The 17824-nt window shown below is 69.4% G+C and carries 19 protein-coding genes, 1 tRNA gene and 1 pseudogene; 8 read left to right on the plus strand and 13 right to left on the minus strand.

Annotated features, from left to right (window positions below; translation table 11 throughout):
* Positions 1–62: 62 nt before the first annotated feature.
* From RR49_RS06985 to RR49_RS07005, 5 genes are all read right to left on the minus strand, one after another.
* Positions 63–1199: a pyridoxal phosphate-dependent aminotransferase gene (locus tag RR49_RS06985; protein ID WP_045247363.1), complete on the minus strand. Its 1137-nt coding sequence runs from the start codon at positions 1197–1199 to the stop codon at positions 63–65.
* Positions 1200–1206: 7 nt separating this feature from the next.
* Positions 1207–2592 (minus strand): glycine--tRNA ligase, encoded by a 1386-nt coding sequence (locus tag RR49_RS06990; RefSeq protein ID WP_045247364.1) that lies wholly within the window; start codon positions 2590–2592, stop codon positions 1207–1209.
* Between the two features lie 79 nt (positions 2593–2671).
* Positions 2672–3241 carry a hypothetical protein gene (locus tag RR49_RS06995; protein WP_045247365.1) on the minus strand — a complete coding sequence of 190 codons (570 nt, stop codon included), beginning with the start codon at positions 3239–3241 and terminating at the stop codon, positions 2672–2674.
* Complete coding sequence (gene menC / locus RR49_RS07000) at positions 3238–4371, minus strand: o-succinylbenzoate synthase (protein WP_245610962.1); 1134 nt, start codon at positions 4369–4371, stop codon at positions 3238–3240. Before menC ends, RR49_RS06995 begins: the two co-directional genes overlap by 4 nt.
* Before the next feature lie 86 nt (positions 4372–4457).
* On the minus strand, positions 4458–5228 hold the full coding sequence (locus RR49_RS07005) for an isocitrate lyase/PEP mutase family protein (RefSeq protein ID WP_045247367.1): 771 nt from the start codon (positions 5226–5228) through the stop codon (positions 4458–4460).
* Positions 5229–5297: 69 nt separating this feature from the next.
* Between RR49_RS07005 and RR49_RS07010 the strand changes: the two genes are divergently transcribed.
* The 4 genes from RR49_RS07010 (at position 5298) to RR49_RS07025 (ending at position 7807) form a co-directional block, all read left to right on the plus strand.
* Positions 5298–5840 (plus strand): amino-acid N-acetyltransferase, encoded by a 543-nt coding sequence (locus RR49_RS07010; RefSeq protein WP_045247368.1) that lies wholly within the window; start codon positions 5298–5300, stop codon positions 5838–5840.
* 83 nt (positions 5841–5923) lie between these two features.
* Positions 5924–6598: a hypothetical protein gene (locus tag RR49_RS07015; protein ID WP_245610963.1), complete on the plus strand. Its 675-nt coding sequence runs from the start codon at positions 5924–5926 to the stop codon at positions 6596–6598.
* Positions 6599–6651: 53 nt separating this feature from the next.
* Entirely contained in the window at positions 6652–7398 is a 747-nt protein-coding gene (locus RR49_RS07020) for a gamma-glutamyl-gamma-aminobutyrate hydrolase family protein (protein WP_045247369.1), read from the plus strand.
* Between the two features lie 4 nt (positions 7399–7402).
* Positions 7403–7807 carry a hypothetical protein gene (locus RR49_RS07025; RefSeq protein WP_045247370.1) on the plus strand — a complete coding sequence of 135 codons (405 nt, stop codon included), beginning with the start codon at positions 7403–7405 and terminating at the stop codon, positions 7805–7807.
* A gap of 79 nt (positions 7808–7886) precedes the next feature.
* Here RR49_RS07025 and radA read toward each other — a convergent pair whose 3' ends face one another.
* Both radA and RR49_RS07035 read right to left on the minus strand, forming a co-directional pair.
* Positions 7887–9245, minus strand: a complete 1359-nt coding sequence (radA, locus tag RR49_RS07030; RefSeq protein ID WP_045247371.1) for a DNA repair protein RadA — start codon at positions 9243–9245, stop codon at positions 7887–7889.
* A gap of 59 nt (positions 9246–9304) precedes the next feature.
* The gene (locus RR49_RS07035; RefSeq protein WP_045247372.1) at positions 9305–10255 is read right to left on the minus strand and encodes an L-lactate dehydrogenase; all 951 of its coding nucleotides are present in this window, start codon (positions 10253–10255) and stop codon (positions 9305–9307) included.
* Between the two features lie 47 nt (positions 10256–10302).
* Between RR49_RS07035 and RR49_RS07040 the strand changes: the two genes are divergently transcribed.
* The gene (locus RR49_RS07040; protein WP_245610964.1) at positions 10303–11253 is read left to right on the plus strand and encodes an LLM class F420-dependent oxidoreductase; all 951 of its coding nucleotides are present in this window, start codon (positions 10303–10305) and stop codon (positions 11251–11253) included.
* A gap of 62 nt (positions 11254–11315) precedes the next feature.
* Positions 11316–11406: transfer RNA gene (locus tag RR49_RS07045), tRNA-Ser, on the plus strand.
* A 143-nt stretch (positions 11407–11549) separates the two neighbouring features.
* Here the strand turns inward: RR49_RS07045 and RR49_RS07050 are convergent.
* The 3 genes from RR49_RS07050 to RR49_RS07065 form a co-directional block, all read right to left on the minus strand.
* Positions 11550–12709, minus strand: a protein-coding gene (locus RR49_RS07050) for an IS3 family transposase (protein ID WP_157013173.1) whose coding sequence is annotated in 2 segments (ribosomal slippage) — positions 11550–12421 and positions 12421–12709 — 1161 coding nt in all. Because the reading frame shifts where the segments join, the coding sequence is not laid out codon by codon here.
* 612 nt (positions 12710–13321) lie between these two features.
* Positions 13322–14566, minus strand: a complete 1245-nt coding sequence (locus RR49_RS07060; RefSeq protein WP_045247376.1) for a type II toxin-antitoxin system HipA family toxin — start codon at positions 14564–14566, stop codon at positions 13322–13324.
* A complete protein-coding gene (locus RR49_RS07065) occupies positions 14563–14835 on the minus strand; it encodes a helix-turn-helix domain-containing protein (RefSeq protein ID WP_245610965.1) in 273 nt (90 codons plus the stop codon). The genes RR49_RS07060 and RR49_RS07065 overlap by 4 nt, the downstream gene beginning before the upstream one ends.
* A 344-nt stretch (positions 14836–15179) precedes the next feature.
* Here RR49_RS07065 and RR49_RS16235 point away from each other — a divergent pair, with 344 nt between their 5' ends.
* Positions 15180–15557 (plus strand): transposase, encoded by a 378-nt coding sequence (locus RR49_RS16235; RefSeq protein WP_273204780.1) that lies wholly within the window; start codon positions 15180–15182, stop codon positions 15555–15557.
* A gap of 28 nt (positions 15558–15585) precedes the next feature.
* A pseudogene (locus RR49_RS16240) lies at positions 15586–15933 on the plus strand (transposase); the annotation flags it as partial.
* 121 nt (positions 15934–16054) lie between these two features.
* Here RR49_RS16240 and RR49_RS15845 read toward each other — a convergent pair.
* The 3 genes from RR49_RS15845 to RR49_RS07085 all read right to left on the minus strand — a co-directional run bounded on the left by RR49_RS15845 (position 16055) and on the right by RR49_RS07085 (position 17816).
* The gene (locus RR49_RS15845; RefSeq protein ID WP_048809098.1) at positions 16055–16420 is read right to left on the minus strand and encodes a hypothetical protein; all 366 of its coding nucleotides are present in this window, start codon (positions 16418–16420) and stop codon (positions 16055–16057) included.
* 439 nt (positions 16421–16859) lie between these two features.
* Entirely contained in the window at positions 16860–17087 is a 228-nt protein-coding gene (locus RR49_RS07080; protein ID WP_048809100.1) for a transposase, read from the minus strand.
* A 105-nt stretch (positions 17088–17192) separates the two neighbouring features.
* Entirely contained in the window at positions 17193–17816 is a 624-nt protein-coding gene (locus RR49_RS07085) for a TetR/AcrR family transcriptional regulator (protein WP_045247379.1), read from the minus strand.
* Positions 17817–17824 lie beyond the last annotated feature (8 nt).

Here is a 17824-nt window from a genome sequence, read left to right on the forward strand (position 1 = left end):
GGGCTGTCACGCCTGCCGCAGCCCTAGCGCGCGGCGCGCCGGCCGGCGGCGGGCGCCGCGCGCTAGGGCTGCGGCAGGCGTGACAGCCCGGTGAGCAGCGGCTCGACGCGGCCTGCGTAGCAGACGCGCACCCACCCTTCGCCGGCCGCGCCGAACGCGGACCCCGGTGCCACGGCCACCCGCTCGGCGACGAGGAACCGCTCCGCCCAGCTGGACACGTCGCCGCCCGACGCGTGGGACACATCGATCCAGAGGTAGAACGCCCCGTCGGAGCGCAGGTATGGGATGCCGCGGGCGTCGAGCAGCTCGCGGGCGGCGGCGAGGTTCGCGGCATAGGTCGCGCGGGCGGACTCGACCGCATCCTGAGGGCCTGTGACCGCCGCGAGCGCCGCGTACTGCGCGGGCGCGTTGACGCAGCTGACGATCGCCTCGTTCGCCGGACCGAAAAGGGGCGTGAGCGGCGGCGGCGTCACGAGGTAGCCGATGCGCGCGCCGGTGAGCGCGTAGGTCTTGGAGAGCGAGAACACACCGACGGTGCGCTCAGGGGCGGCCGCGAGCACGCTCGTGAACGGCACCCCGAACGTGAGGTACTCGTAGACCTCGTCGCTGATGATCCACAGGTCATGACGGCGGGCGAACGCGACCAGCGCGTCCACCACCTCCGGCGGGTACACGACGCCGAGCGGGTTCGACGGGCTGTTGACCAGCAGCACCCGCGTGCGCTCGGTGACGAGCGAGTCGAGCCGGTCGACGTCGGGCACGAACGCGTCGGCCACCGTCAGCGTGTACGGCACCGGCACGGCGCCGACGAGCCGCGGCGCCATCGCGAACGTCGAGTAGCCGGGGTCGGGAATGAGGATCTCGTCGCCCGGCGACAGGGTCAGCGTCATCGCGAGATGCAGCGCCTGCGATCCGCCTGCCGTGACGTGCACGTGATCCGCACCGCCGGTGTAGCCGTTGAACGACGCGAGCTTCGCGGCCAGTGCCGCGCGCAGCGGCGCGATGCCCGAGTTCGCGGTGTAGTTGGTGACATCCTGCTCCCACGCATCCGCCCCCGCGGCGAGCACGTGCGGGGCGACAGCGACCTCCGGCTCCCCGACGGACAGTGCGATCACGTCGTCGAGCGTCTGGGCGAGCTCGAAGATGCGACGGATGCCGCTGGGTGGCACCGACTGCGCGAGAGGGGACGGGCGCGGCATCCGGAGCCTAGGCGCCGCGCAGCCGCTCGGCCAAGTAGCCGTGCAGGGCCTCGAGCGGCACCCGCTCCTGGCTCATCGTGTCGCGCTCGCGCACAGTGACCGCCCTGTCCTCGAGGGAGTCGAAGTCGACGGTGACGCAGAACGGCGTGCCGATCTCGTCCTGGCGGCGGTAGCGGCGACCGATCGCGCCGGCGTCGTCGAAGTCGACGTTCCACGCACCGCGCAGATCGTCGGCGACCTCACGCGCGAGCGGCGAGAGGTTCTCGTTGCGCGACAGCGGTAGCACCGCGACCTTGACGGGGGCGAGGCGCGGGTCGAGCTTGAGCACCGTGCGCACGTCGGTGCCGCCCTTCGCGTTCGGCACCTCCTCCTCGACGAAGGCATCGACGAGGAACGCCATCATCGACCGCGTGAGGCCGAAGGAGGGCTCGATGACGTAAGGCGTGTACTTCTCGCCCGACGCCTGGTCGAAGTACGTGAGCGACTGGCCCGACGCGGTCGAGTGGTTGCCGAGGTCGAAGTCGGTGCGGTTCGCGATGCCCATGAGCTCGCCCCACTCCTTGCCCGGGAAGCCGAAGCGGTACTCGACGTCGATCGTGCCGGCCGAGTAGTGCGCACGGTCCTCTTCGGGGACGTCGAAGCGGCGCATGTTGTCGGCATCGATGCCGAGGTCGATGAACCAGTTCCAGCAGGCTTCGACCCAGTGCTCGAACCACTCGTCGGCTTCGGCCTCCGGGGTGAAGTACTCGATCTCCATCTGTTCGAACTCGCGGGTGCGGAAGATGAAGTTGCCGGGGGTGATCTCGTTGCGGAACGCCTTGCCGATCTGGCCGACGCCGAACGGCGGCTTCTTGCGGCTCGCGGTGAGCACGTTCGCGAAGTTGACGAAGATGCCCTGCGCGGTCTCCGGGCGCAGGAACTGCAGGCCCGACTCGTCGTCGACGACGCCGACGTAGGTCTTCATCAGACCCGAGAACGCACGCGGCTCGGTGTACTGACCCTTGGTGCCGCAGTTCGGGCACGGCACATCGGCGAGGCCGTTCTCGGCCGGGCGGCCCTTGCGGGCCTCGAAGTCCTCGAGCAGATTGTCGGCTCGGAAGCGCTTGTGGCAGCTCAGGCACTCCACCAGCGGGTCGGTGAACGTCGCGACATGACCCGACGCCTCCCACACCTGCTTGGGCAGCACGATCGACGAGTCGAGGCCGACCATGTCGGCGCGACCGCGCACGAACGTCTGCCACCACTGCCGACGGATGTTCTCCTTCAGCTCGGTGCCGAGGGGTCCGTAGTCCCATGCGGACCGGGATCCGCCGTAGATCTCGCCCGCTTGGAACACGAACCCGCGGTGGCGGGCGAGGGCGATCACTTTGTCGAGGCGGGACTGCACGGCCACGGTGGCTCCAATGGTCGGAGGGGGAGAGTGCGAGAAATCGCGGATGCCGCGGGCCGGCGGCATCCCCCGAGTCTAATCGTCAGCGGGCGCCGCACTGGGCGGCGTAGGCGGAGTCGAGGACGCCGTTCGGGTCGTCGAGCGGCGTGTAGGCGACGCCGACGGCCGCCCCGAGGGCGAATCCGACCGACACGGTGGCGCTGGCGGCGCTGGTCGCCGCGGGCGTGGCGCGCGGGGAGGCGTCCGTCAGGGCCTCGGCGGCCGCCGTGGCAGCGCTGCCCGTCTCGTCGCAGATCATCTCCGGAAGCTGCACGGCGATGCGCGCCTCCTCACCGGCGGCGACCGAGCTGGAGACGGCGCCGACGCGGTAGCCGAGGCCGAGGAAGCGGGGGTCGTCGATGCGCACCCGGTTGATGACGATCGGCTGGGTGGTGTCGTTGCGCACCACGAGGTAGGCCTCTTGGCCGCTCGTCGAGGTGACGATGCTCGGCGCCGTCTCGGGCGACGTCGCGAGCCACGCGGTGATGCCCGTCGGCAGCGCGGTCGCCGACGGCGCCGGGTGCGCGACGGCGCGGCCGGCGCAGCCGGCGAGGAGGCCGATCGCGGCGACGGCGACGAGGGCCGTGGCGGCGAGGCGCGGCATCCGGATCATCGGCGCACCTCCTCGCGCACGACGGTGAACTCATCGAGGGCGACCGGATCGATATCGATGCCGAGGCCGGGACCGGTGGGAACGTCGACGTGCCCGTCGACGAGGGTGATGGGGTCGCGCACGATGTCCTGCGTGTAGAAGCGGTTCGAGGCCGACACGTCGCCGGGCAGGGTGAAGCCGGGGAGCGCGGCGAGGGCGGCGTTCGCGGCGCGGCCGATGCCCGTCTCGAGCATGCCGCCGCACCACACCGGCACGTCGGCGTTGCGGCACAGGTCGTGGATGCGCACCGCCTCGAGGTAGCCGCCCACGCGTCCGGCCTTGATGTTGATGACGGATGCCGCGCCCAGCGCGAGCGCGTCTCCGGCGGCCTTGAACGAGGTGATCGACTCGTCGAGGCAGACGGGCGTCGACAGGCGCTCGGCGAGGGTGGCGTGGTCGACCAGGTCGTCCTCCTGCAAGGGCTGCTCGATGAGCAGCAGGTCGAAGCGGTCGAGCTCGACGAGCGTGTCGATGTCGGCGAGCGTGTAGGCGGAGTTCGCGTCGACCTGCAGGGGGATGTCGCCGAACGCGTCGCGTACCGCTGCGGTGTCGGCGACGTCGCGGCCCGGCTTGATCTTGATCTTGATGCGGCGGTAACCCTCGGCGAGGTAGCCGGCGACGGTGTCGACGAGCGTCGACGCGTCGCGCTGGATGCCCACCGAGACGCCCGAGGGGATCCGCGGCACGACGGCGCCCAGGCGCTCACCGAGTGAGCGGCCCTCGCTGCGCAGCGACGCGTCGAGAACGGCGAGCTCGAGGCCGGCCTTGGCCATGCGGTGGCCGACGATGGGGGCGAGCGTGCCGGCGACCTCCTCGGGGGCGAGGCGGTGACGGTCGAGCAGCGCCGGGATCAGGAAGCGGCGCGCCACGTCCCATGCGCCCTGCGTGTACTCGCTCGAGTAGAGCGGCGCCTCCTGCGTGACGATCTCGCCCCAGCCGTCGCCGTCGGAGGTGAGCGCCCGCACGACGATGACCTCGCGCACCGACTCGGTGCCGAACGAGGTCGTGAAGGGACTCACGAGGGGGATGTGCAGCACCCGCAGCTCGATGCCGTCGAGCGTGACGGATCGGCAGGATTGTGGGGAAGGCACGCCTTTCAGGGTACCGAGGGGCATGCTGTGCCCCCGCTGAAGAACGCCCGCCGTCACCGGATCGTGATCGGGTGCGGAGCCGGGTCTCAGACGAGGGGGCGGATGCCGACGGGGAGCCCGTCGTCCGCGACCTCGTCGACGAGCCGGTCGAGCGCCGTGAGGGCGGCACGCTGCGGCCACGGACCGAACGAGACGCGGGCGACGCCGAGCGCGGCGAGCACGGGGAGCGGGAGCGACCCCGGAGCGGCGAGAACGCTGAGCCTTCCGGGCCCGAACGCGGCGACGAGCTCGCGCACCTCGGGCTCGTCGAGCACGCCGGGCACGAACACGCAGGTGGCGCCCTCCGCGAGGTAGGCGCGCCCACGGGTGATCGCGTCGGCCAGCGACTCCGCACGGCCACGGCCCTCGGCGCGCAGGAACGCATCCGTTCTGGCGTTGAGGGAGAACGGCGCGCCCGCGGCATCCGCCGCCTCGACAGCGGCCGCGACCGCCGCGCTCGCCGCCGCGAGCGGTCGCAGTTCGTCCTCGAGGTTCGCGCCCACCACGCCCACGTCGATCGCGCGGCGCACGGTTGCCGCGGGGTCGCCGTAGCCCGCCTCGAGGTCGGCGGTCACCGGCAGCGTGGTCGACGCGACGATGCGCTCGACGGTGGCGAGGTGCAGCTCGAGCGGGATCCGCTCGCCGTCGTCGTAGCCGAAGGCTGCCGCGATCGCGTGACTGGCCGTCGCGATCGCGCGGGTGCGCGGGTGGGCGGCCACGACCCGGGCGGAGGCGACATCCCACACGTTCACCAGGGTCAGCAACGGCGGATCGGTGTGCAGCGCGCGCAGCGCGGCGCCCTTCTCGACGATCGACATGGCACGAGTCAACACCGGTGACGCCGGTACGCCCGGATGCCACGGGGTGTGCGGTCTACTGTGGTCAGCATGACCGACGCCGCATCCTCCGGAGCGTCCCCCGTCAACACCGGATCGTTCGAGATCCGCCGTGCGCGCACCGCCGATGTGCGCGCCATCCATCGCCTGCTCGAGCCGTACGTGCAGCGTCGCATCCTGCTCGGCAAAGACCTCGTCGTGCTCTACGAGGCCACGCAGCAGTTCGTCGTCGCCGTCGACGCTGAGGGCGAGGTCATCGCGTGCGGTGCTCTGCACGTCATGTGGGAGGACCTCGGCGAGGTGCGCACTCTCATCGTGGCCGACCCGTGGCTGCACACCGGCGTCGGCCGTGCCGTCGTCGAGACCCTCGAGGAGCACGCCCGCCTGCTCGGCCTCACACGCCTGTTCTGCCTCACCTTCGAGGTCGACTTCTTCACCCGTCGCGGCTTCGCGCCCATCGGCGAGCACGTCGTCGACAACGACGTCTACTCGCAGCTCGTGCGCAGTCCCGACGAGGGTGTGGCCGAGTTCCTCGACCTCGCGCACGTGAAGCCGAACACCCTCGGCAACACGCGCATGCTCAAGAACCTCTGACCCGTCCCGGTCGCGACGCACGGATGCCGCCGCCCCCGGCGCGGGCGTCGCGTCGCCGTCGACCCGCCGCCTAGCCTGGAACGGTGACCACCCCGCCGCTCCGCCGTCGTCGGCACTCGCGCGCCGTCTATCGGCGCCGGCGCCTGGCCGTGCTGTTCGTGCTGGTGGTCGTCATCGCCGCGGTCGTCTTCGTCGTCATCGCCCAGCCGTGGCGCGGGGCGCCGCAGTCGTCCTCGTCTCTCTCCCCTGTCGATTCGCCCGCCGCGACCGGAGCGGCCAGCCCGTCTGCGCCTCCCGGTGCGGTGACACCGGGGGCCGCGGCATCCACTCCGACTCCCGGCGGGACGCCGGGCGCCTGCACGGCGAACGAGGTGACTGTCGACCCGGTCGTCGACCAGACCTCGTACGCGTCGGGGCAGAACCCGAAGCTGTCGATCAAGCTGACCAACACATCAGGCGTCGACTGCACCATCAACGTCGGCTCCGCGCAGCAGGTGTTCACGATCACGAGCGGTTCCGACACCTGGTGGCGCTCCACCGACTGCCAGACCGACCCGAGCGATCAGGTCGTGACCCTCACCGCCGGGCAGAGTGTGCAGAGTGCGAGCCCGCTCACCTGGGACCGCACCCGATCGTCCGTCGACACGTGCAACAGCACCTCGCGCCCCCGCGCGGGTGCGGGCGGGGCGACCTACCATCTGTCGGTGTCGATCGGCGGGATCCCCTCGACCCAGACCGCGTCGTTCCAGCTGAACTGACCGGTCCCGCCGCCGCGCGGCGACGGGTCGCAGGGGGTGCCAGGATTCTCGGTATGACCGCCGCACCCGCAGGCCGCCCGCCCGTCATTGGGCTCACGACCTACCTCGAGCGCATCCAGCAGGACATCTGGGACCTTCGCGCGCCCTACCTTCCCGCCACGTACCTCGACGCTGTCACCACCCAAGGCGGTGTGGGCGTGCTGCTGCCGCCGCAGCCCGTGACGGATGCCGCGGTGGAGGCGACGCTCGACGGCATCGACGCGCTCGTGATCACCGGGGGCCTCGACGTCGACCCGGCGCGATACGGACAGGCACCGCATCCGACCACCGATCGGCCGCGCGAAGACCGGGACGCGTGGGAGCTGGCTCTGCTCGCGGGGGCGCGACGCCGCGGCATCCCGGTGTTCGGCATCTGCCGCGGACTGCAGCTGATCAACGTCGCCTTCGGCGGCACCCTGCATCAGCACCTGCCCGACGTGCTCGGCGATTCGCGGTACCAGATCGGCGGCGGAGTCTTCGCCCGCGGCGAGGCGACAGTCGAGCCCGGGACACGGCTCGCCGATGCGCTCGGCGCCGGTGGCACGAGCATTCTCAGCTACCACCACCAGGGCATCGACCGGGTCGGTGATGGTCTCGTCGTCTCGGCTCGCAGCGCCGACGGTCTCGTGCAGGGCATCGAGACGGCGGGGGAGGACTACCTCGTCGCGGTGCAGTGGCACCCCGAGCAGGATCCGTCCGACCCTCGCCTGTTCGCCGCGGTCATCGACCAGGCCGCGGCCCGCGCGGCGCGGCTACGCTGATCGGATGCCGGGCAAGAAGAAGGCGTCGAGCGCGCAGGCCGAGTTCCGCAACACGCAGCTGAGCGACGCGTTGCAGACGCAGGATGTCGCGGCCGTCGCGTTCGCGCTGCGTCATGGCCCGACAGTGGTGCCGCTCATGCGACCCGGTGCGCGGGACAACCCGCTCGACGTCGGCGAGGTGTGGACCTACCGCGACCCGGCGAACGGCAATGTCGCGCTGCTGCTGTTCAGCGACGCGGCGCACAAGCCGGCCACGCTTCCGAAGGAGGTGGCGCTGCAGTCACCGGCCGCCCTGCTCCTCTTCCTCCGGGCGCACCGTGACGAGCTGACGACGGTGTTCTTCGACATCGCCGGGCCGCATCCCATGCAGGCGACACCCGACGATCTGATCGCGGCGCTCGAGGCCTGAGCGCGGCGCGACCGCGAGCCGCGATCGCTGCGAGAGCGCGGTACCGCCGCGCCCGAGCGCCCGCCCGCCGCGGCGCCGCTCAGAACCCTGGTTCGCCCTCGTCGCGCGTGCGGGCGGCGATGAGCGACGGATGCCGCAGGGCCTTCGCGATCGTGCCGACCGACGCGTCGAGCACGGTGCGGTAGCCGAGGCGCTCGGCCTCGCTGTGGCGTTGCGGCGCCTGGGTGACGTGACGGATCTCGCCTGCGAGGCTCAGCTCGCCGATCGCGGCGACCTGTCGGGGCACGGCGCTCTCGCGGACGGCCCCCGCGACGGCGATCGCGATCGCGAGGTCGGCCGCCGGCTCGGTGAGGCGCACCCCGCCGACCGTCGAGACGTAGACGTCGCAGTCCGAGAGCTTGACGCCCGCGCGCCGTTCGAGCACGGCGAGCACCATCGCCACGCGAGACGCATCGACCCCGCTGACCACCCTGCGGGGGTTGGGTGCGCCGGTGTGGATCGTGAGGGCCTGCACCTCGACGGGGAGTGCCCGGCGTCCCTCCATCGCGATGGCGACGCAGGTGCCGGCGACGGGGGCGCCGGTGCCGAGGAACAGGGCGCTGGGGTCGGCGACCTCGACGATGCCCGATCCGGTCATGTCGAAGCATCCGACCTCGTCGGTGGGGCCGAAGCGGTTCTTGAGCGCGCGCACGAACCGCAGCGAGGTCTGCCGGTCGCCCTCGAAGTGGCAGACGACGTCGACGAGGTGCTCGAGGATGCGCGGCCCGGCCACCTGGCCGTCTTTCGTGACATGGCCGACGATGATGATCGGCAGGTCGCGCTCCTTGGCGACCCGGATCAGGGATGCCGCCACCTCGCGCACCTGCGCGGGCTGGCCGGCGGCGCCGTCGGAGAGCGACGAGGTGACCGTCTGCACCGAGTCGACGATGACGAGGTCGGGTCGGGTCTCGTCGATGTGGCCGAGGATCGTGGCGAGGTCGGTCTCGCTGGCGAGGTAGAGCTCGTCGTGCAGCGCGCCGGTGCGCTCGGCCCGCAGTCGCACCTGAGCGGTCGACTCCTCGCCGCTCGCGTAGAGCACGCGTCGGCCTGCGCGGGCGCTCTGAGCGGCGACCTCGAGCAGCAGCGTCGACTTGCCGACGCCGGGCTCGCCGGAGAGGAGTATCGCCGCCCCGGGCACGAGTCCGCCGCCGAGCACACGGTCGAATTCGGCCACCCCGCTGGTGCGTCGCTGGGCGTCGCGGGTGTCGATCGTCGTGATCGGTCGCGCCGAGCGCGTCGGCGCGACCGCGCTGACCTGCCGCACGATGCCCGTCTCGGTGGCGGCCTCGACGACCGTGCCCCACTGCTGGCATTCGGCGCAGCGGCCGGCCCATTTCGCCGTCGTCCACCCGCACTCGGTGCAGCGGTAGGCGGGCGGAGCGGCCTTGCGGGTCGGCATGCGTCCAGGTTAGGTCGCGGGTGCGACATCGGCGCCCCGCGCGGTGACCGGCGCGGCGACTATCGCAGCGAGGCGGCGACGGCGCCGAGCGCGTCGGCCGAGCGGCGCAGCAGGCCCAGCTCGCTGGGCGAGAACGCGCTCTCGCGCACCGGCACCGCCCCGCGGGAACTCACGATCGACGGCACCGAGAGCGCGACCCGATCGACGCCGTGGAAGTCGCTCAGCACGGTCGAGACCGGCATCACGGCGTGCTCGTCGCGCAGGATCGCCTCGATGATGCGGGCGCTCGACAGGCCGATCGCGTAGTTGGTCGCGCCCTTGCCCTGGATCACCTTGTAGGCCGCGTCGCGCACCTCCACGGCGATCTGGTCGAGCTCGTCGACGGTCATCGGCGGGTGGCCCGCGCTCTGCCAGTCGAGGATCGGCACGGTGCCGATCGTGGCCGACGACCACAGTGGGAACTCGGTGTCGCCGTGCTCGCCGACGATGTAGGCGTGCACGCTCGACGGCGACACCCCGGCGCGCTGCGCGAGCCGCACCCGCAGCCGGGACGTGTCGAGCACGGTGCCGGAGGCGAAGATCCGCTCGGGCGGCAGGGCGGTGGCCTCCTGCGCGAGCACTGTCAGCACGTCGCACGGGTTCGTGACGATGACGTAGATGGCGTCGGGGGCGACCTCGAGCAGCTGCGGCATCATCGTGCGCAGGATGCCGGCGTTCACGCCGGCCAGTTCGATGCGCGTCTGCCCCGGTTTCTGCTTCGCGCCGGCCGTGATCACCACGACGTGCGAGCCTTCGGCGACGCTCACGTCACCGCCGCCGATGATGTCGCTCGACCCGGTGAACTGGGTGCCGTGCTGTAGGTCGAGCACTTCGGCCTCGACCTTCTCGGTCGCGACGTCGTACAGGGCGACGTGCCGCGCCGACCCGCGGATGAGGGCGGCGTAGGCGGCGCTCGACCCGACGGCTCCCGCGCCGACGATGGTGACCTTCGAGTTCTCGATCGCGCTCACGGGGTCAGTCTGGCAGTGACGGATGCCCCGTGCCCCCGGTTCGCACCGTGTTAATCGACCAGACGGCCCGGCGTCGCGCGAGCGGTCGTAGCCTGTGCGAGGAGACGGGTGCGGCACCCGTCGGATCGGAGCGCGTCGTGGAGTTCGGACTGCACATCGCTGATTTCACCTGGAAGACCGGACCCGCCCAGCTCGGCCCTGCGCTCGCGGCGCACGTGCGCAATGCGGAGGCCGCCGGCATCCAGCGACTGACCGTCATGGACCACTTCTGGCAACTGCCCGGTATCGGCCCGGAGGATCACGAGATGCTCGAGGCGTACGCGACGCTCGGCTTCATCGCGGCCCACACGGAGAAGGCGCTTCTCCACACTCTCGTCACGGGCGTGATCTACCGGCATCCGTCGCTGCTGGCGAAGCAGATCTCCACGCTCAACGTGCTCTCAGGCGGTCGCGTCGGGCTCGGCATCGGCGCCGCCTGGAACGAGCAGGAGTGCGTCGGGCTGGGGTTCCCGTTCCCGCCGGTCGCGCAGCGCTTCCGCGAGCTCGAGGAGACCCTGCAGATCTGCGCGCAGATGTGGTCGGACGACGACGGGCCGTTCGAGGGCAGGATCTGGCAGCTCGAGCGCACCATCAACTCGCCGCAGAACATCACCAAGCCCTACCTCATGATCGGCGGCGGCGGGGAGAAGAAGACGCTGCGCCTCGTCGCCGAGCACGCCGACGCCTGCAACCTGTCGGCGATGGCAGACCTCGAGGTGCCCGCGCACAAGCTCGACGTGCTGCGCGGCCACTGCGACGCCGTCGGCCGCGACTACGACACGATCGAGAAGACCGCCATGATCGCGGTCTCCCCGGCCTCGACCGTCGACGACGTCGCCGAGCGGGTGGAGGCGCTCGCCGGCCTCGGCTTCACGGCGACCTACGTGTTCTCCGTCGGCATCGACGAGCCCGCGCGGGTGGTCGACATCGTCTCGGATGTCGCAGCCCGCGTCGCCTGAGACGGCACCGTCAGACGGGCGCCGATTGGCGGCATCCGTCACCCTCACGTACACTCGTCGGCGGTGACGTGTCCGAGCGGCCGAAGGTGCAACTCTCGAAAAGTTGTGTAGGGTAACCCCCTACCGTGGGTTCAAATCCCACCGTCACCGCCATGAAAACCCCCGATTAGTCGGGGGTTTTCGTACGTTTGGGGGTCGACGCGGTGCATCTGTGGTGCAGATCTGAGTGGGTCCTCGAGGACGTGACCCTGGCGATGTAGATGCGGGACTGCTGAGGGTCTTGGTGACTCTTCGATTTAGGCCGCGGACGCGGCCTGTGTGGTCATGATTGCTTCGAACTCGACGGGGGTCAACTTGCCTAGGACCCGTTGCCGACGTCGCCGGTGGTAGGTCCGTTCGATCCAGGTCACGATGGCGAGGCGGAGGTCTTCGCGGGTGGCCCATCGGCGGCTGTTGAGCACGTTCTTCTGCAGGAGCGCGAAGAACGATTCCATGGCCGCGTTATCTCCGGCAGCGCCGACTCTGCCCATGGAGCCGACGAGCCCGTGGCGGTCGAGTTCTGCTTGGAAGCGCCGGGAACGGAACTGGCTGCCTCTATCGCTGTGAACGGTGGTGCCGGCGGGGTTGCGGCGTTGGATCGCCATCCGCAGGGCCGAGACGGCAAGCTCGGACGTCATGCGTTCGTTGATCGAGTAGCCGACGATCCGATTCGACCAGACGTCCTTCACGGCGCACAGGTAGATCTTCCCTTCACCGGTCGGGTGCTCCGAGATGTCGGTGAGCCAGAGCTGGTCAGGGCCGGGTGCGGTGAACTCGCGCCGGACGAGGTCATCCCGCACCGGAGGGCCGACCAGGCGCCCCTTCCCGCGACGTTTGCGGACGAACGCGCTGAAGATCTCGTTCTCCGAACACACCCGCCACACCCGCCGCTCCGACGCGGTAAACCCCGCCGCAGCGAGCTCGTCCGCGATGAACCGGTAACCGAACGCCGGGTCGTCGGCATGCACGTCGATCGCCGCGTTGATCAGATGAGCATCGTCCCAGTCCCGCTGAGACACGGGATCTTGCAGCCGCCAGTGGTACGGCTGTTTCGCGAACGTCAGCACCCGACACGTCACCGCGACGGGAGTACCGTCGGCGGCGAGTTCACTCACGAGCGGGTAGAGCCTTTTGGGCCAGACAGGTTCGCCTGTGACAGATACGCCGCCGCGCGGCGGAGGATCTCGACCTCCTGCTCGAGCAGCTTCACCCGCTTACGCAGCTCATGGTTCTCCGCGGCCTCGCTCGAGGTCACGCCGGAGCGGCGACCACCGTCGACGTCGGCGATCTTCACCCAGCGCTGCACACACGACTCGGAGATCCCAAAGTCCTTCGCGATCTGCGAGAACGACGACTCCCGACGCAACGCGATCGCGACCACGTCATCCCGGAACTCCTTGGGAAACGGCTTAGGCATGAGGACATCCTTCCAGCGGCGACAAATCGCCACAGGTCAGGAGTCACCTAAACCCTCAGCACTCCCTGCTGGGTTCCCTTACTGCTCGGGTGCTGGCGCTGCTGTCGGACTAGCCACGCTGCTGAGCGGAGCCCGAAGTCGGTCCGCTTGTTCGCGCGGCGATACTGCCGTAGAGCCGCTAATCGCTGCGGCAGAAGAACGAGGGTTTGTCATTTGAACTGACCCGCTCGGGACCCGCGGATCCGATGTGACCAGATCCTCTGAGGGGAGAGCGCGCCCCGAGCCGGCCCCTCGGTCCGTCGACATCGTGCCCGGTGGAGGGCCGGTCGACGAGCGGTGGCGGCCGTCGACCCGTCGATTACGGCCTCGCCATCGCGCGAGCCTCTGGTGGCGGCTCTACTTTGACCGTTTACCCTGCCCCCTCGCCGGCTCGATCGTGGTGCCTCATACGCGACAGCATCGACCGCCACTTTCCGAACCGTAGCGGGGGACAGACCCCCCGATAGTCCGGATAAGCGGAAATATCGCGGGTATCGATCCGACCCCTTGAAGTGAGATGGGGCTGAGCAGCAACGCGGGCGGCGGCCACGGCGGCGGTAGCGCCCGGGGACGTCAGCCGCGGAGAATCCTGATCCCCTGATCGAAGGTGTCCGCGAAGCGCTCGATCTCGGACTGTCGGATTCGGTTTGTGGCTGCGGCGTCGCGCCATCCCTCCAGCACGTCGCCGATGCGATCCAGTTCCGCTTGGGCGGCGCGCTCACTGAGTCGACATGCGCGCGCGAGCTCTTTCAGACCGTCTGCCTCGTCGTCCGGGTCGCTGGCCCCGGCGATCGTGGTCTGGCGCGCCTTCGGATCGGGCTCGGGGTTGATGTCGAAGGCGGGGCTAAGGGCCCAGCCGGCTTCGCTTCGCAGGAACCCGTGATTGCGTAGGTGGTCGTCAGTGTTGTGCAGCCCAACGCTAACCGCGACGCGCCGGAACAGCTCACCGAGGTCGTGCTTTACCCGGCCGCCGGCTTCCTCGATCCGTTCCGCGATCTCCACATAGTCGCCCCCGTCGCCGTCGCGCCGCTCGAGGAGAGTCATCGCGCTCATGTAGCCAAGACGTGTGCCGTCGGCATGGCGGTCGAAGCGGTCGAGGAGCAGCACATGCCGACCATCCAGCTGGATGAGTTGATACGTCGGGACGATGACACCGGCGGCTTTCGCGAGGTCGAGTGCTGTAGCCTCCCAGGCCATCACGTCCCATCCGTCGTCGGGGTGAGGGAACTTCGCGATGAGGAGCTGGTCGTCGTCGCCCCGCACGGCAGCCTTTGGACGGGCGCCACCGAGAGAGCCAGTTCCGGCATCGAGCAGCGTCTTGACTGCGGTCAGCTCGTGGTCACCGTCGTCGCGCGCTGCGTCCTCCGATGCGCGCATGAGTTCGGGCAAGCGAATCATGCTCGGCACGACGGGGTCCGGATCGAGGAAAGGAGAGCTCGCATCTTCGCGGAATCGGAGCGCACCCTGGCGGGTGAAGTCGCTGACACCGGCGAGAAAGTCCACGTCACCCAGCGTGCGCGGCCGACGCTTTTGCTCCAGGGCGAGAGTCCGCTCCCGCTTGGTGATGAGATTGCGCCCCCAGCGGTCAGGGGCACAGTCCGAGAACGCGCCGGGCAGCCCCGAGGCCTGCTGGGACCCGCTGTAGAGCTCCAAGCCTGGATCGAGCGCGTACGCCAGAGGATGAGCGAGGTAGTCAGGGTCGTACTGGAACATCGTGGAGGCCAACCGCCCCCGGGTGTGGTTGAACTGAGCTCGGCCGGCGCGAACGGTCTCTGTCCCCAGGCTGACGTGCACCTCAAGGGCCTCGAAACCGGTCATCGGACTCGCTTCCGGCCGATGAGACCAGCGCGGGCGCGGCCGAGGTCTGTGTTCAGTGGATCGAGCGCGTCGGCGAGCGTGTCGAGCACGCCGAGAGCGCGAGCGACTCTCAGGACGACATGGAAGCCCACCGCGGGATCGCCGTGCTCCAACCGACGGAGAGTCCCCCGTGAGATGTCGGCACGCTCCGCCACCTGCTCAGCTGTCAGTCCAAGAATCTTCCGCCACGCAGCGAAGTCGTCACCGATCTCCTCGGCGGCACGGCGCACCTTCGGAGGCAACGGCGCGGTGTCCGCTGGACGCCGCTTAATGGAAGACATGCAGATCATTATCGCTTGTAAAGGTCATTATGTAAACCGGTGCGGGACTCAGAAGAGGCGCATGCCTCCGTCACGCCGCGCATCGGCCATCATGAACGACTTCACCGCTGCGGCGACTGCCGTGTGCCGGTCTTCGCGGATGGCTGTAAAAGGGGTGTCCGCTCCATATCGAAGGTGCGAGCCGAAACCTTCGGTATGGCGCAGCATCGTAGCGCCGCGGCGCTACGCCTAGGCCGTGTTGCTAAACGTGGTCGGGCGCTTCGGGGGTGAGTCTTGGATGCGTGTCGCGTGATGTGATCTCGGATGAAGCATGGGCTGTGATCGGCCCGTTGTTCCCGAATGTGAAGTCGACGGGGCAGCCGCCGGTGGATCGGCGCACGGTCGTCGAGGCGACAGCGCGGCGGTTCCGGACCGGGGCACCGTGGCGGGATGTGCCGGAGCGGTTCGGGAACTGGAACACGATCTACAAGAACTTCAACCGGTGGTCCGAGCAGGGGGTGTGGGCGCGGGTGCTGGAGAGGACGCAGTCGCTCGCGCAGCAGTCCGGGGATCTGGACTGGGTCGCGTCGATCGACTCCACGATCGTGCGCGTGCACCAGCACGGCGCGACACTTCCCCGGACTACAGGGGGCGACATCGAACTACAAGAAGTTCGGCGACGAGCCACCTGATCATGCGATCGGCCGCTCTCGCGGCGGGCTGACGACGAAGAATCACCTGGTTTGCGACGGGAAGGGACGCGCCCTCGCGTTCATTCTCACCCTGGGGCAGGCGGCAGATACCAGCATGCTCGCCGCGACGCTGAGCGAGATTCGCGTCCCGGGCGCGAGAGGCAGGCCGAGATCGAGGCCGAACCGGGTGCTCGCTGACAAGGGCTACCCGTCGAGGGCGAATCGGGCGTGGCTGCGCGAGCGCGGGATCGCCTCGACGATTCCCGAACGCGACGATCAGATCGCTCACCGACGCAAGCGCCGCGGCCGACCGATCGACTTCGGCGATCAGCAACGGACCCGCTACCGCGGCCGTAACGTCGTCGAGAGGTGCTTCAACAAACTCAAACGGTGGCGCGGGATCGCGATGCGCTCAGACAAGACCCCCGCAACTACCACGCCGGCCTCTGCCTCGCCGCAACCCTCCACTGGCTCACCAGTAGCGCCAGCAATACGGGCTAATCGTCGAACACTTCGGCTTTCGTGGTTTCAGGATCCGCGAGGCCGATCACTACGCGGCTGTATGGCTCGCCGGACAACTCAATCCGCAGCCCGCGTGGCGTGTCTGAGTGCACGAGAGCGAGCGTGATTCCGCGCTCTTCGCCGTTGCGGAAGGTTCCCACGGCGGTCGTGTCGGGAACATATCGGCCCGCGAGCTTGAAGTCTCTTCCCCACCCTTTGATCTGCTCATGTGCGTCGTCCAGAACCTCCACGGAGGTGACGTTGCTCAACGAGAAGCGAGTCGACGCGAGCAATCCTTCAACCTTCTCGAACACCGACAGAGTGACCACGGCATCGGAGCCATCACGAGTTATCTGAGCCATGCGCCCAGAGTAACTCGCGCGCTGAACACCAATGCCGAACGCCCTGATCCATCAGCATCGACGCATCGGTAGGCACAACGTCCGGTAAGTGAACCGCGTTTAGCAACACGGCCTAGCCCTCGTCGCCGCCGCAGCGCGTGCATCTTGCGGACCACGTAGACGCCGTAGTTCTCCGCATGCAGCCGCACGATCTCCGGGATCAACAGCTCGTCCCGAAGCTGCCGGGCGGACGCGGGCCGCGCTTTCGCAGCCCGGTATCCGCGGGCGGTGAGGAACCCCACCTCGGCGTGCCGCATCACACGGCAGACGAGCTCGACCAGGAAACGACTACGCATCCTGTCAACGAACGCGATCATCTCGACGAGCGGCGGCCGAGCTCGGTCGCGAAGAACACGCTCGCTGACCGGAGGATCTCGTTCGCCCCCTCCAACTCGGCGATCTACTTCTTCAACCGTTTGATCTCCGCTTGGGCCTCGCTCGAGGTCCCCGGCTGACGGCCCTCGTCGACGTCGAGGCGCTTCTTCCACAATCGCAGCGTCTCGGGATTGACCCGGAGGTTGGCGGCGAGGTGCGTGATCGCGGCGTGATCGGTCTTGTGATCGGGGCGAGCCTCGCTCAGCATCCGCAGCGCACGCTGACGGAACTCGTCCGGATACGGTCCTGGCATAACTCCATCCTCCAAAAGGAAAGGACGGAACGAAACGCAGGGAGAATCATTCACCAGATCGGCCCCAGTTTTGGCCGGGGCCGATCTGCGTTGTGGGGTGCGGCCTCACACTGTGCTCGCGGGCGCCGCGAGTGCGTCGACCGCGAGCAGTGCCAGGTCGGCCGACGCGCGCAGCTGCCGTCTCGAGACGCCCGCGGTGGCGTGCACGGCATGCCCCTCGGTGACGACCATGAGGTAGCGGGCGAGAGCCGCGGCATCCGTCCCTGCGACGAAGTCGCCTTCAGCGACCGCGCGAGCGAGGCGCTCGGCCAGTCGTCGTTCGCCCGCCAGGCGGCTCTGCCCGAGGAAGGCGGGCACGGTCTCGTTGCCGTCGGCGCTGGCGAGTCCGCCCTGGATGGTGAGGCATCCCGCGGGCCGATCGGAGCGCGTCACGGCATCGATGTTGTCGAGAAGTAGGGCACGCGCGACGGCGGGGCCGGTCGGCTGGTCGAGCGCACGCTCGGCGTAGGTCATGTCGGTCTGCGCGTAGCGGGCGATGACCCGTTGGAAGAGCTCTTCCTTGCTGCCGAACGCCCCGTACAGGCTCGGCCGGTTGATGCCCATGGCGGCGGTGAGATCGGTCAGGGATGCCCCGTCGTACCCGTGCACCCAGAACACCCGTGCGGCGGCGTCGAGTGCAGCATCGGGGTCGAAGGCGCGCGGTCGTCCGCGTTCTCTCGTCTCAGCCATGCCTGAAT

The organism is Microbacterium ginsengisoli, from assembly GCF_000956535.1.
Classification (GTDB): Bacteria; Actinomycetota; Actinomycetes; order Actinomycetales; family Microbacteriaceae; genus Microbacterium; species Microbacterium ginsengisoli.

Coding starts and splice junctions, on each gene's coding strand:
- RR49_RS06985 (WP_045247363.1), bottom strand. CDS start 1,199: ATGCCGCGCCCGTCCCCTCTCGCGCAGTCGGTGCCACCCAGCGGCATC.
- RR49_RS06995 (WP_045247365.1), bottom strand. CDS start 3,241: ATGATCCGGATGCCGCGCCTCGCCGCCACGGCCCTCGTCGCCGTCGCC.
- RR49_RS07005 (WP_045247367.1), bottom strand. CDS start 5,228: ATGTCGATCGTCGAGAAGGGCGCCGCGCTGCGCGCGCTGCACACCGAT.
- RR49_RS07010 (WP_045247368.1), top strand. CDS start 5,298: ATGACCGACGCCGCATCCTCCGGAGCGTCCCCCGTCAACACCGGATCG.
- RR49_RS07020 (WP_045247369.1), top strand. CDS start 6,652: ATGACCGCCGCACCCGCAGGCCGCCCGCCCGTCATTGGGCTCACGACC.
- RR49_RS07025 (WP_045247370.1), top strand. CDS start 7,403: ATGCCGGGCAAGAAGAAGGCGTCGAGCGCGCAGGCCGAGTTCCGCAAC.
- radA (WP_045247371.1), bottom strand. CDS start 9,245: ATGCCGACCCGCAAGGCCGCTCCGCCCGCCTACCGCTGCACCGAGTGC.
- RR49_RS07060 (WP_045247376.1), bottom strand. CDS start 14,566: ATGACCGGTTTCGAGGCCCTTGAGGTGCACGTCAGCCTGGGGACAGAG.
- RR49_RS15845 (WP_048809098.1), bottom strand. CDS start 16,420: ATGGCTCAGATAACTCGTGATGGCTCCGATGCCGTGGTCACTCTGTCG.
- RR49_RS07080 (WP_048809100.1), bottom strand. CDS start 17,087: ATGCCAGGACCGTATCCGGACGAGTTCCGTCAGCGTGCGCTGCGGATG.
- RR49_RS07085 (WP_045247379.1), bottom strand. CDS start 17,816: ATGGCTGAGACGAGAGAACGCGGACGACCGCGCGCCTTCGACCCCGAT.